We start from the raw sequence: 12,991 nt of genomic DNA on the forward strand, positions 1-12,991 counted from the left end.
GCGGGCCCTACCGTCCTGAGCAGCACCGTTACGTCTTCATCGAGTGGAGCCCCGGATGACCGACACCCCCGAAGCGCCCGGCGACGGGCCGCCGCGCGCCCGCCCGGCGGCGCTGCGGTGGCTGGAGGCCGCGGAGCTGACCGCGGGCGTCGCACTCCTGGCCATGATCTTCGCGCTGATGCTGACCCAGGCGCTCCAGCGCCACCTGCCCGTGTCCGGGTGGGTGTGGACGGGCGAACTCGCCCGGCTGGGCCTGGTGTGGCTGAGCTTCTCGCTGGTCGGCTACCTCCTGGGGCGCGACGAGCACATCACCCTGAAGCTGATCGACTTCGCGCCGCAGGCCTGGCTGCGCCGCGGGGTGTGGATCGCGGCCAACCTGGTGGTGGCGGCCGTCTGCGCCGCCTTCGTCGCCGAGGCGGTGGAACTGGTCTTCGGCGGCTCGCCGATGACCACGCCCGCCCTCGGCATCCCCACCGCCTGGGTCTATGTGATCCCGCTCGTCGGGCTGGTGCTGGCCGCCCTGCGCGCCGCCGCCAACGCCTTCCTGGCCGGCCCGCCGCACGCCGCCGAGGCGCTGCCCGCCGACACCGGGGAGGGCGCCCGATGAACGCCCTCCTGGTCGTCTCCGGGATCCTGCTGCTGCTGGTGCTGCGGGTCCCCATCGCCTTCGCCATCCTGGGCCCCTGCATGGCCTACATGGCGCTGACCGACCAGTCCACCGGGCTGAGCCTGCGCACCGCCGCCCAGGAGATCGACAGCTTCCCCCTGCTGGCCGTGCCGCTGTTCGTCCTGGTCGGGGTGACGGCGAACCACACGGGCATCGCCGACCGCATCTTCGCCTTCGCCCAGGTGCTCTTCGGCCGGGTCCGCGCCGGCCTGGGCTACGTCAACATCGGCGTCAGCCTCGGCTTCGCGTGGATGAGCGGCAGCGCACTGGCCGACGTCGCCGGCGTCGGCAAGATGACGGTCCCGGCCATGACCGACCGCGGCTACTCCCGCCGGTTCTCCCTCGGGCTCACCGCGGCCTCCAGCCTGATCGGTCCGGTGATGCCGCCCAGCATCCCGGCGATCGTCTACGCCTCGGTGGCCACGGTCTCGACGGCGGCGCTGTTCGCCGCCGCGGTCGTGCCCGCCCTGCTGATCGCGAGCGGACTCGCGGTGGCGGTCTTCATCTGGGGGCGCCGCCAGCACCACCTCGCCGGCCGGCGCCCCGAGCGGGGCGAGGTCGGCAGCGCCGTGCTGCGGGTGCTCGGCCCGCTGGGCGCGCCGGTGCTGCTGCTGGGCGGCATCCTCAGCGGCCTGTTCACCCCCACCGAGGCCGCGGCGGTCGGCGCCGCCTACGTGTTCGTCCTGGGTTTCTGCTACCGCAAGCTGGACCTGCGGACGCTGTGGCGGATCGCGGTGGAGACCGCCACCACCGCGGCCTCCATCGCGATCATCCTGGCGGCCTCCGGGCTGCTCGGCTGGATCCTGGCCCGCGAGCAGGTGCCCCAGGACATCGCCACCGTCCTACTCGGGCTCACCGACAGCCCGGTGGTCTTCCTGCTGCTGGTCAACGTCGTGCTGATCCTGATCGGCACCGTGCTGGAGCCGGTCGCCGCGCTGGTGATCACCGTCCCCGTGCTGCTGCCGGTGGCCGTGCAGTTCGGCGTGGACCCTGTCCACTTCGGCGTCGTCACCATCGTCAACCTGATGATCGGCCTGCTCACCCCGCCCATCGGCGGAGTGCTGTTCGTCCTGGGCTCGGCCACTCGTACCCCGATGCAAGAGGTGTTCCGCGGCACCGCCCCGTTCCTGCTCCCCCTGCTGGCGGTCCTCGCCCTGCTGACCGTGGCGCCCGAGCTGGTGCTGTTCCTTCCCGAACACCTCGACCTCTAGCCCGGACCCGCACCTTTCCCCCGACCCCGACCCGACCCCGTCCCGCCGCCAGGCGGCACCGTCCCACCTTCCCCCATTAGGAGGCGTTTACGATGCGCACCAGTCTTCGCTGGGCGGCCCTGCTCCCCGTGGCCGCGCTCACCCTCGCCGGCTGCGGCGGAGGGAGCGGATCCGGCGACTCCGGAATCACCCTCTCCTTCGCCAACAGCTACACCCAGGACCACCCCCACACCCGCTGCGGCATCGAGCTGGTGGCCGACAAGGTCGAGAAGGCCGACGTCGGCATGACCGTCGACACCTTCCCCAACAGCCAGCTCGGCGAGAACACCGAGACGTTCTCCTCGGTGATGTCCGGCGACATCGACATGGACGTGCAGGGCTCGGCCGCGCTCGGGTCGACCTACAAGCCGATCGGCGTGTTCGACGCCGCCTACGCCTTCGACGACGCCGACCACCTGTTCCGCTTCTTCGACTCCGAGGCCTCCGAGACCATCAAGAAGGACTTCGAGGAGGCCACCGACACCAAGATCCTCGACGTCTGGTACTTCGGCGACCGCCACTTCACCGCCAACAAGCCCATCCGCAAGCCCGCGGACCTCAAGGGCCTGCGGATGCGGTTCCCCGACTCCCCGATCTACCTGCAGAACGCCAAGGCCCTGGGCGCCGACGCCACCACGGTCGCCTTCGAGGAGGTCTACCTGGCCCTGCAGCAGGGCACCGTCGACGGCCAGGAGAACCCCATCCCCACCATCGACAGCAAGAACTTCGACGAGGTGCAGTCCCACGTCAGCCTCACCAGCCACCAGATCGGCTCGCAGATGATCGTCGTCTCGGGCAAGACCTGGGACAAGCTCTCCGCCGAGCAGCAGGAGGCCCTGCAGAAGGCCGTCAGCGAGACCCGCGCGAAGAACCGCGAGTGCATCGAGAAGGCCGAGCAGAAGATCGTCGACGAGTGGAAGGCCCAGGACACCGTGAAGATCGTCGACGACGTCGACGTGGACGCCTTCCGCGCCCGGGCCCGCGACTACTTCGAGAAGAATCTCGAAGGCGAGTCGCTGGAGCTCTACCAGGCGTTCCAAGAGGCCAGGTAAGCGGACCGGACACGACGGAGCGGAGCAACGTACATGCGGCGCAGTATCGCCACCGTATCGCTCAGCGGCACGCTGGAGGAGAAGCTGCGGGCGGCCGCGGCGGCCGGGTTCGACGGGGTCGAGATCTTCGAGAACGACCTCGTCGCCTCGCCGATGCCGCCGCGCGAGATCCGCGCGATGGCCGCGGACCTCGGCCTGGGCATCGACCTCTACCAGCCGTTCCGCGATTTCGAGGGGGTCGGCGACGACCTCCTGGAGCGGAACCTGCGCCGAGCCGAGGCCAAGTTCGCGCTGATGCTCGAACTCGGCGCCGACACGCTGCTCGTCTGCTCCAACGCCTCACAAGAGGCCATCGACGACGACGCCCGCGCGGCGGCCCAACTCCACCGCCTCGCCGAGACGGCCGCCCCCTACGGCGTCCGCATCGCCTACGAGGCGCTGGCCTGGGGCCGCCGCGTCCACGACTACGAGCACTCCTGGCGCATCGTCGCCGATGCCGACCACCCCCGCCTGGGCGTCTGCCTGGACAGCTTCCACATCCTGTCCAGGCGCGGCGACCCCGCCGGCATCCGCGACATCCCCGGCGACAAGATCTTCTTCCTGCAGTTGGCCGACGCCCCCTACATGGCCATGGACCTGCTGCAGTGGAGCCGGCACTACCGGTGCTTCCCCGGCCAGGGCGGATTCGACCTGACCGCGTTCACCCGGCACGTGCTCGCGGCCGGCTACACCGGCCCGCTGTCGCTGGAGGTGTTCAACGACGTCTTCCGCGCCTCCGACCCCGCCCGCACCGCGGCCGACGCCCTGCGGTCGCTGTCGGTGCTGGAGGACGCGCTCGACCGCGAGCGGGATGGCGGTCGGGCCGACGAGGGGCCCGGGGCCGGCGGCGCACGGCCCCGCGTCTCCCTCGCCCGCCTGCCCGACCCGCCCGAGGACACCGGCTACGCCTTCGTCGAGGTCGCCGCGCAGGAGGGCGCCGCGGAGCGGGTGCGCGCCGTGCTGGCCGCGCTCGGCTTCGCCCACACCAACGACCACCGGTCCAAACCCGTCCAGCTGTGGAGCAGCGGCGGCGCCCGCGTCCTGCTCAGCTCCACCGATCCCCGGCTCGGCCACACCTGGGGCGGCGACGCCGCCGTCACCGCGCTGGGCGTGGAGGTGGCCGACCCCGACCGCGCCGCGCAGCGCGCCGACCGGCTCCTCGCGCCGACCCTGCCGCGGCGGCGCGACCCCGCCGAGTCCCGCCTGAACGCGGTCGCCGCCCCCGACGGCACGGCCGTCTTCTTCTGCCCCGGTCGGCAGGAGGGCCGGGAGTGGCTGGCCGACTTCAGCGCGGAGGCGGTGCGCGACCGGCACGCCGGCGCCGGCGCGGGGCGGGCCGCGATCGACCACGTGGGGCTGTTCCAGCCCTTCGACCACTTCGACGAGGCCTCGCTGTTCTACCGCTCGGTGCTGGGCCTCACGCCCGACGCCAGCCTGGAGGTCGCCGCCCCCGACGGCCTGGTGCGCAGCCGGGCCCTGGCGGCGGCGGACGGCGGGCTGCGCATCGCGCTCAACGTCTCGGTGCTGGGGCGCGGAACCCCGTCCGACGCCCCCGGCGGCGCCCAACACGTCGCCTTCTCCTGCGACGACGTCTTCGCCGCCGCCGAGGCGATGCGCGCCGCCGGCGTCGGGCCGCTGCCCATCCCCGACAACTACTACGCCGACCTGGCCGCCCGCACCGACCTGGCCCCCGCCATGCGCGAGCGCATGCGGGCAAACGGCATCCTCTACGACAGCGCCGGCGCCGGAGAGTTCTTCCACTTCTACACGCCGATGCTGGACAACCGGCTCTTCTTCGAGGTCGTGCAGCGCACCGGCGGCTACCAGGGCTACGGCGCGGCCAACACCCCGATCCGGATGGCCGCCCACCGAGCGGAGCGCACCAGGTGACCGGCGCACTCGGCGGCGAGGCCGCGCTGACCTCGGCGGCGCGCGGCACCGCCCCCTCCTTCCTCGTCGGGCTCATCGGAGCCGGAGTCGGCCCCTCGCTGACCCCGCCCATGCACGAGCGCGAGGCCGCGGCCTCGGGGCGGCCCCTGATCTACCGCACCATCGACATCACCGAACTGGACCTGCCGCCGGAGTCGGTGGCCGAGCTGGTGCCGGCCGCGCGGCGGCTCGGCTACAACGGGCTGAACATCACCCACCCCTGCAAGCAGCTGGTGCTGCCGGTCCTGGACGGGCTCACCCCCGACGCCGAGGCCATCGGGGCGGTCAACACCGTGGTCTTCGCCGGGGGATCGGCGATCGGCCACAACACCGACTGGTCGGGGTTCGCCCGCTCGCTGGAGCGCGGCCTGCCCCACGCGCCCCGCGACCGCGTGGTGCTGCTGGGAGCGGGCGGCGCGGGCGCGGCGGTGGCCCACGCGCTGCTGGTGTCGGGGGTGCGGGAGCTGGTCGTCGCCGACCTCGACCCCGAGCGGGCCGCGGAGCTGGCCGACCGGGTGGCCCGCCGCTTTCCCGGCGCCCGCTGCGCGGCCGCCGACGCGGCCGCGCCCGACCGGCTCCTGGCCGGCGCCGACGGCCTGGTGCACGCCACACCGGTGGGCATGGCCCACCACCCGGGCGTCCCGGTCCCGCCGGACCTGCTGCGGCCGCCGCTGTGGGTGGCCGACGTCGTCTACCGTCCGCTGCGCACCGAACTGCTGCGCAGCGCACGCGAACAGGGGTGCGCCACGCTGGACGGCGGCGGCATGGCGGTCTTCCAGGCCGCCGACGCCTTCGAGCTGTTCACCGGCCTGGCCCCCGACCGCGACCGCATGCTCGCCCATTTCCACGAACTGCTGGCGGCCGAATGAGGGGGCGCCGGAGAGCCCGCCGCCGGCCCCGCTGACCGGCCGTCTGCGAGAGGCGCCCCGCCGCGTGCCGTCGGCGTGCTTGGCCGCCGGCCCGCTCGCTCGGCGCCTCTCGGAGGCTGTCAGGCCGGCGTTTCGCAGCGCCGGCCGTCGGGGGCGATGACCGAGGTGATCGCGTCGATCTCCAGCGAGACCCGGAAGCCCGGGGGCAGGGCGAGCGCGGGTACGGCTCCCGGGCGGATCAGCTGCAGTTCGCCCAGCCGGGCGGTGCGCACCGGCCGGGTCGGCCCGTAGACCCCCGACCCCTGGTGGCCCAGGAACCAGGGGGCGACTCCGTCGCGGCCCGGCGGCCGGCGGACCAGCTCCACCGCGACGGCGGTGTCGGCGCCCTCCTCGACGTGCAGCGGATCGTCGACGAAGGCGGGCAGGGGAGCGCCGTCGCGCGCGGACAGGACGGCGGCGCAGAGCCGGTCCTGCCGGTCGGCGTCCTCCATCGCGTCGGCGACCCAGGTGGCATCCCAGGCAGCGGGGTGGTCGGGGGGTGCGGGCAGGTTGCGCACCACCGCACGCCACTCGTCTCGGCGCCGCTCGTCGGGTTGCAGGCGGAGCCGGTTCCAGCCCACCTGCACCAGAGGCGCGCCGCTGAACACGTGCTCGGCGTCGAGGGCGCTCAGCCGCTCCCGGATGAGGGTGTAGCGGCGGTCGTCCCCGCGGGGGCGGGGCAGGCGGACCCGGCGGCCGTGGACGTCGAAGGGAGAGATCCGGGCCGCGGTGATCCGGGGGCCGGTGTCGACGAAGACCCCGCGGGAGCGAAACGCCGCCCGGCCGGCGTCGGGCAGGGCGGCGGCGCGAACGAGGCGCAGCGCGGGGAGGCGGGCCAGTTCATCCCACGCGGTGACCTCGAAGGCGTCGTCCTCGCCGTGCCACAGCGGCCTGATGTCGAGCTGGACCTGGAGGCCGTAGTCGATGGCGAGCTCGGTGATGGAGGCGGCCGCCTCCTCGGGGATCTCCAGCCGGCGGTAGTAATCGGCCGCGGCGGGATCGTACTCGGGTTCGTCCGGAGGCGTGTGCGGCGACTCGTAGGGCGGCAGCAGGCCCTGCCCGTAGCACAGCTCCTCGAGCACGAACAGCTTCGCGTTCAGGTCGGTGAATGTGAGACCAGGCATCTGCCCGAAGGTAGAGCGCGGGGACGACAGTTCGGCGACGCGGTCCGGGGGAGGCTCGGAGAAGGGGCCCGCTCGGGCGCGCCCGAGCGGGCCGCCGCTGCGTGGCGCTGCCCCGGGTGGCCGCCGATCCGGGGAGAGGTCCGCAGGGCGGCTTTCCGCGTCATACCCGCAGCGCGTCGTAGGCGGCTTCCAGCTCGTTGAGCATCCGCTCGGCCTCCAGCAGCAGCCCGCCGTAGAGCAGCCGCTCGCCGTTGCCGTCGTGCGCGCCGGAGTCGCCGTCGGGCAGGGGTTCCTCGTGCTGCGAGCGGGCGCGGTCGAGGTGGTCGCGGAACCGCTCGCGGACCGAGTCGAGCTCCTCGGGATCGAGGTCGGCGAGCTGTTCGACGGCGCAGCGGACCTCCTGCAGCACGTCGCCGTAGCGTCCCAGCATCCGCTGCTCGCCGGAGCCGGGGCGGTCCGGCAGCCGCCGCATGATGTCGGTGACGCTGCGCATGCCCTCGCCGATGCGCGCCATGTGGTGCACCAGGGCGTCGTAGGCGATGATCGGCGGCAGCCGCCGCAGCAGCAAACGGCGCGGGTTCCACCGCAGGCTCGTTTCGGCCTCGTAGATGGTGTCGCGCGCCTGGTTGCTCAGCGCCTCGAGCCTTCGGCCGCGCTGCCAGAAGTCCTGGGTCTCCCCGGGGTCGGGGGCCCGTTCCCGAAGGACCGCGGAGATGTCTCCCAGCAGGTCCCGCAGGGTGTAGACCATGTTGTCGAGCGCGTAGCGGGCGTCGCGCAGGCGCAGCGGCGGCAGCAGGGCGACGTTGACGGCGATGCCGACCGCGCACCCCAGCAGCACCACCAGTTGCCCCAGCAGCATGAACCGGTCGCCGGCGGCGGTCGGCATGACGAACACGGAGTACGCGAAGAAGGCCGAGGTGGGCACCAGGTGCCCCTGGGGGCCCAGGCGGCGCCACTGCCCCAGCACCAGCGCGAGGAAGGCGACCACGGCGAACGTCCACACGTGGGGGTTGAGCCAGAAGCCCAGGAGGCCTTCCAGGCAGACCCCGACGCTGGCGGCGAGGGCGAAGCGCAGAGACCGCAGGAACGACTCGCTGATCGTGATCTGCACCATGACCACCGCCGCGAAGGGGGCGAAGGCCGGCGACTGGGATTTGAGCACGTACTCCGCGATGAGCCAGGCGATGGTGGCCGCCACCGTCCCCTTGAGGATGAACAGCAGCATGGCGCGCTCGGGGCCCGGATACTGATGCGCCCGATGCAGATGCCGCTTGAAACGCGCCCAGGACCCGGCGACCCGGGTGGTCCCCGACTGTCCGGCGGTCTGCTCCGCCATCGGATACCTCCCCCTTTCCCCGTCGGCGCCCGCCCTCCTCCGCGAAGGCGCACCCGCGTGCGCCTACCCACGCGGCGGCGGGTATGCCCGCCGGCCGCCGGAAGGGGGGACGGGCGCCCGCGGGGACGGCGGGGGCAGGGCCGTCCCCTTCCGGGCGGCCGGCTACGACAGCTTCACCACTGCCGACCGGTCGAGGCTGATGAAGTCGCGGAGTTCGATCCTGGTGGGCTGCACGTCGGCGGGCACGTCGAAGACGAGTCGGCCGTCGACGGAGTTGCCGGGGTTGATGTCGTTGAGGAACGCGTCCTGGTCGCCGGTCATGATGGCGGCCTCGGTGTCGGCCGAGTACTCCTTGCCCTCGGCGTCGAAGAGGGTCTGGGCCGAGGCGTCGAACGTGCCGGACTCGTCGCCGATGTTCTCGACGGTGACGTGCACGACCACGTATTGGCCGTCGGGGGTCTCGGTGAGGAAGCCGCTCTCGTCGGAGATCTCGGTGACACCGGTCTCGACGTCGGTGACGGTGAAGGCGAAGGCACCCGACTCGACGGTCTCGCCGATGGCGGCGGCCTCCTGCTCGCTTCCGCCGCCTCCTCCCGAGTCCCCACCTCCTCCCGAGTCGGCTCCGGCGTCCGTACCGGTGTCGCCGGCCTCCGCGGAGGTGCCCTCGGACGGGCCGCCGCCGCCCGAGGAGGCCGTGGCGATGATGCCGCCGACGACGAGGACCAGGACGGCCAGGCCGCCGCAGCCGAGGCAGCCGTAGAGCCACCCCTTGCCCTTCTGCTGCCGGGGCGGGCCGGAGTGCGCCGGTTGCTGTGGGTACACGGGATTCTCCTTGGTTCATTCGAACTGCGGGTGCGCGGGGGCGGCGGCCGGGAGGCGTGCGGCCCGGGCCGATGGGGAATGCGCCCCCTCCGGCTCCGCCGGTCCCGAACGCCGCATCCTCGGGTTGAAAGCAAGGCAAGTAGAGCAGTGAGTGAAAGCGTTGTCAATCTATTTGGCGAAAGCCGGGGGGTGTATAAACTCCGGGTAGCAGCTTCGTTCCTCTCCGCCCGGTAGGAGTCCATGAGTCCGCAGGCCGACGCCTCAGTTACCGCCGCCGACATCGCACGACTGGCCGGAGTCACCCGTGCCACGGTGAGCAACTGGCGCCGCCGCCACGCCGGCTTCCCCGCCCCCTCCGGCGGCACCGAGTCCAGCCCCACCTACGATCTGGCCGCCGTGCGCGCCTGGCTGAAAGCACGCGGGCAGCTGCCCGAGGACTCCCCGGCGGACGAACTGCGCACCGCACTGCGCGCCGCCCCCGACAGCGCCGGCGCCGCCGCGGCCCTGCTGCCGTGCACCGTGGCCGCGGCCGACCGCACCGAGGCGGAGCTGGCCAAGCTCGCGGACGCGAGCGACGCCGACCTGCTGGCCTGGGCGCGGGCCGCCGCGACCGACCCCGCGACCGCGATCCCGGGAGCCGGACCCCTGCCCGACACCGCCGCGGGCGCGGAACTCGCGCGGACCCTGCTGCGCTGCCTCGCCGCCGACGGCAGGCGGGCGGCCCTGGGCGTCGCCGCCGAGCAGCTCGATGCGGGATCCGGCGGCGCCCACACCACGCCCGAGCCGCTGGCCGGGGTGATGGCCGAGCTGCTGGGCGAGGCGCCCGAGACCGTGCTCGACCCCGCCTGCGGCAGCGGTTCGCTCCTCGCGGCGGCCGCCCTGGCCGGTGCCGCCCGCCTGCTCGGCCAGGAACTCCACCCCGGGCTGGCCGCCCTTGCCGCCGCGCGGGTGCGTCCGGCCTCCGCGGGTGCGGCGGTCGCCGTGCGCTCCGGCGACAGCCTGCGCGACGACGCCTTCGCCGGCGAAACCGCCGACGCCGTGCTGTGCGTCCCACCCTACGGAGACCGCGGCTGGGGCCACCGCGAGCTCGCCTACGACCAGCGGTGGCTGTTCGGGCTGCCGCCCAAGGGCGAGCCCGAGCTGGCCTGGATCCAGCACTGCATCTCCCACCTGCGCCCCGGCGGGCTCGCCGTGCTGCTGCTGCCGCCGGCGGTGGCCGCGCGGCCCTCCGGGCGCCGCATCCGCGCCGAGATGCTGCGGGCCGGGGCGGTGTGCGCGGTCATCGCCCTTCCCGCCGGCGCGGCGGCGCCGGCCCACGTCGGCCTGCACCTGTGGGTGCTGCGCCGCCCGGCCGAGACCGACGGCCACACGCCCGCGCCGCTGCTGCTCGCCGACACCGCGCCCCTGGCCGACGAGGCCGCGGCCGGGCCCGGCGCCACCGCCGCATCCGGCGCGGCCGGCATCGACTGGGAGGCGCTGCGCGCCGGGATCCTGGAGACCTGGCGGCTGTTCGGGGCGGGCGGCGACCTCGGCTCGGCGCCGGTGCCCGCCCGCGCCGCGGCCGTCGTCGACCTGCTCGACGACGTGATCGACCTGACCCCGGCCCGCCACACCGCACTGGGCGCCGCTCCCGCCACACCCGAGGAGGCCGCGGCCGGAGCCCGCGAGGCGGGGGAGCGGCTGCGCGGCGCCGCGGCCGAGTTCGCCCGCCTCACCGACGGCGCGACCTGGTCGCCGGCCGACGGCGGGCCCCGCGACTGGCGCCGGGCCACCGTGGACGACTTGGTGCGCGGGGGAGCGCTGCACGTGCTGCGCGCCACCGCGCCGGGGCGGCAGGCCGGCGGCGAGCGCGAGGCCGCCGCGCCCGCCGGCGCCGCGGTCCTCACCGAGGACGACATCGCTCGCAGCGGTCCGGCCTCGGGCGGCGGCTCCGACCTCGCCGGCGCCGAAGCCGTCGAGATCCGCGCGGGCGACGTGCTCCTGCCCGAGATCGTGCGCGGCGGCCCCGTGCAGGCCCGGGTGGCCGGCGCCGACGACGCCGGCTGCCTGCTCGGTCGCCACATCCTGCTGCTGCGCCCCGATCCCGACCGCTTCCACCCCTGGTTCCTCGCCGGGTTCCTCGCCGACCGGGGCAACGTGCGGGCCTCCACCACCGGCACGTCCGTCGTGCGGATCGACCCCCGGCGGTTGCGGGTGCCGCTGCTGCCGGCCGCCGAACAGCAGCGCTACGGGGCCGCGTTCCAGCGTCTGCACGCCCTGCGCACCGCCGCCCGCCGGGCCGCCGCCCTGGCCGAGGAGACCTCCCAGGCCCTCGGCACGAGCCTGGCCGCCGGCCTGCTGGAGCCGCCGCAGGAGTGAACCCGGCCACGCGGGCCGCGCCTGCTCAGAGGCCGAAGAGGCGGGCCGCGTTGCCGTAGAGCACCGCGCGGAGCCAGTCGTCGTCCTGGCCGAGCCCCTGCAGGGCCCGCAGCTGCTCGGCATAGGTGTAGGGGATGTTCGGGAAGTCCGTGCCGAGCAGGATGCTGTCCCGAAGGTCCTTCAGGCGCGGCAGCTCCGCTTCGGGGAACGGCGCCAGGCGCTCGGTGAAGGGCGTGAAGGCCATGGTCGTGTCCAGGTGCACGCGCTCGTAGCGCTGCGCGAGATCCATGAACTCGGTGTACTCGGGCATGCCGAAGTGCGCGATCACCGCCGTCAGCCGGGGATGGCGCGCCAGGACCTCCGCGAACGGGCCGGGGCCGGTGAACGGGCCGCTCTGCGGGCCGGAGCCGCAGTGCACCACCACGGGCGTGGCCGAGTCGGCCAGCGCGCCCCAGACGCCGGCGAGCAGGGGGTCGCGCGGATCGTAGGCGCCGACCTGCAGGTGGGCCTTGAAGATCCGCGCCCCTGCGGCGATCTCCGCCGCCACGTACTCGGCGGCCCCGTCCTCGGGGTAGAAGGTGGCGCTGCGCAGGCAGTCGGGGTGGCGGCCGGCGAAGTCGGCCGCCCAGCCGTTGAGCCACTGCGCCATACCCGGCCGGTGCGGATAGGCCAGGGCGGTGAAGCGCAGCACCCCGAAGGCGCGCAGCAGGGCGGCGCGCTCCTCGTCGCTCTGCTGGTAGGTGATCGGCCACACGCCCTCGCCCAGGGCGTGGAAGTAGGCCCACACCTTGCGCATCACGTTGTGGGGCATGAAGTGCGTGTGGACGTCGATGAGGCCCGGCAGCCCGAGCCCCCGCCACACCTCGCGCGCGGCGGCGATCTCCGCGTCGTGCCCTGCGGGCAGAGCCGCATCCGCTGTCACGGAGGCCACTCTAGGAGGCGTGCAGGCCGGGCGGGAGTGGGGGTGGGGGCCGGGGACGGCCCGGAACCGCGCGAATACCAACCGGACGGTATGTTGGGCGGTGCGCCGGGGGCCCGGCGCTTCGCTCCGCCGCGGGCACACGCCGCTGCGCGGCGGCCGACGACGGCGAGGAGGCAGTGATGGCAGTCGACCCCTCCGGGTCCGACCTCGCGCGCATGCTGGAGGAGGACCCCGGCGGTCCGGTGGTGATGCTCAACCTGCTGCGGTTCGCGCCGGGCGGGCGCGCCGCCTATGCGGAGTACTCGCGGCAGGCGGCGCCTTTTCTGCGGAAGTACGGGGGCGAGGTGCTCTACGCCGGCGACGGCGCCCCGCCGCTGGTGGCCGAGGACGGCCAGGACTGGGACGCCGTGCTGGTCGTGCGCTACCCCAGCCGCGAGGCGTTCAGCCGCATGGTCGCCGACCCCGGATACCAGGAGATCACCCACCTGCGCTCGGGCGCACTGGCCGAGGCCGTCCTCCAGCCGACCGTGCCGTGGGGATCGCGCCGCTCCGGTTGACCGCGCGGAGCGGGCCGGGGCGCACCG

At 74.2% G+C, this 12,991-nt stretch carries 11 protein-coding genes; 7 read left to right on the plus strand and 4 right to left on the minus strand.

Annotated elements, in window-relative coordinates:
• The first annotated feature begins 55 nt into the window (after positions 1-55).
• From FZ103_RS11345 to FZ103_RS11365, 5 genes are all read left to right on the plus strand, one after another.
• Positions 56-607 (plus strand): TRAP transporter small permease, encoded by a 552-nt coding sequence (locus FZ103_RS11345; RefSeq protein WP_156000657.1) that lies wholly within the window; start codon positions 56-58, stop codon positions 605-607.
• Positions 604-1,878: a TRAP transporter large permease gene (locus FZ103_RS11350; RefSeq protein ID WP_156000658.1), complete on the plus strand. Its 1,275-nt coding sequence runs from the start codon at positions 604-606 to the stop codon at positions 1,876-1,878. The genes FZ103_RS11345 and FZ103_RS11350 overlap by 4 nt, the downstream gene beginning before the upstream one ends.
• Positions 1,879-1,970: 92 nt before the next feature.
• The gene (locus tag FZ103_RS11355; protein ID WP_156000659.1) at positions 1,971-2,969 is read left to right on the plus strand and encodes a DctP family TRAP transporter solute-binding subunit; all 999 of its coding nucleotides are present in this window, start codon (positions 1,971-1,973) and stop codon (positions 2,967-2,969) included.
• A 33-nt stretch (positions 2,970-3,002) separates the two neighbouring features.
• On the plus strand, positions 3,003-4,898 hold the full coding sequence (locus FZ103_RS11360; RefSeq protein ID WP_156000660.1) for a bifunctional sugar phosphate isomerase/epimerase/4-hydroxyphenylpyruvate dioxygenase family protein: 1,896 nt from the start codon (positions 3,003-3,005) through the stop codon (positions 4,896-4,898).
• Positions 4,895-5,806 carry a shikimate dehydrogenase gene (locus FZ103_RS11365; RefSeq protein ID WP_343233477.1) on the plus strand — a complete coding sequence of 304 codons (912 nt, stop codon included), beginning with the start codon at positions 4,895-4,897 and terminating at the stop codon, positions 5,804-5,806. Before FZ103_RS11360 ends, FZ103_RS11365 begins: the two co-directional genes overlap by 4 nt.
• Positions 5,807-5,925: 119 nt before the next feature.
• On the opposite strand, the gene FZ103_RS11370 is transcribed toward FZ103_RS11365, so the two are convergent.
• From FZ103_RS11370 to FZ103_RS11380, 3 genes are all read right to left on the minus strand, one after another.
• Positions 5,926-6,969 (minus strand): DUF6892 domain-containing protein, encoded by a 1,044-nt coding sequence (locus FZ103_RS11370; protein ID WP_156000661.1) that lies wholly within the window; start codon positions 6,967-6,969, stop codon positions 5,926-5,928.
• Positions 6,970-7,129: 160 nt separating this feature from the next.
• Positions 7,130-8,305, minus strand: a complete 1,176-nt coding sequence (locus FZ103_RS11375) for an aromatic acid exporter family protein (RefSeq protein WP_156000662.1) — start codon at positions 8,303-8,305, stop codon at positions 7,130-7,132.
• 162 nt (positions 8,306-8,467) lie between these two features.
• On the minus strand, positions 8,468-9,127 hold the full coding sequence (locus tag FZ103_RS11380) for a DUF4352 domain-containing protein (RefSeq protein WP_186356121.1): 660 nt from the start codon (positions 9,125-9,127) through the stop codon (positions 8,468-8,470).
• Between the two features lie 240 nt (positions 9,128-9,367).
• Here FZ103_RS11380 and FZ103_RS11385 point away from each other — a divergent pair, with 240 nt between their 5' ends.
• Positions 9,368-11,485, plus strand: a complete 2,118-nt coding sequence (locus tag FZ103_RS11385; protein WP_156000663.1) for an N-6 DNA methylase — start codon at positions 9,368-9,370, stop codon at positions 11,483-11,485.
• A 25-nt stretch (positions 11,486-11,510) separates the two neighbouring features.
• Here FZ103_RS11385 and FZ103_RS11390 read toward each other — a convergent pair whose 3' ends face one another.
• Positions 11,511-12,389 (minus strand): amidohydrolase family protein, encoded by an 879-nt coding sequence (locus FZ103_RS11390; protein ID WP_255429939.1) that lies wholly within the window; start codon positions 12,387-12,389, stop codon positions 11,511-11,513.
• Positions 12,390-12,586: 197 nt separating this feature from the next.
• On the opposite strand from FZ103_RS11390, the gene FZ103_RS11395 reads away from it, so the two are divergent.
• On the plus strand, positions 12,587-12,964 hold the full coding sequence (locus tag FZ103_RS11395; protein WP_156000664.1) for a DUF1330 domain-containing protein: 378 nt from the start codon (positions 12,587-12,589) through the stop codon (positions 12,962-12,964).
• The last annotated feature ends 27 nt before the right edge of the window (positions 12,965-12,991 follow it).

Source organism: Streptomonospora sp. PA3 (genome assembly GCF_009728995.1).
Classification (GTDB): Bacteria; Actinomycetota; Actinomycetes; order Streptosporangiales; family Streptosporangiaceae; genus Streptomonospora.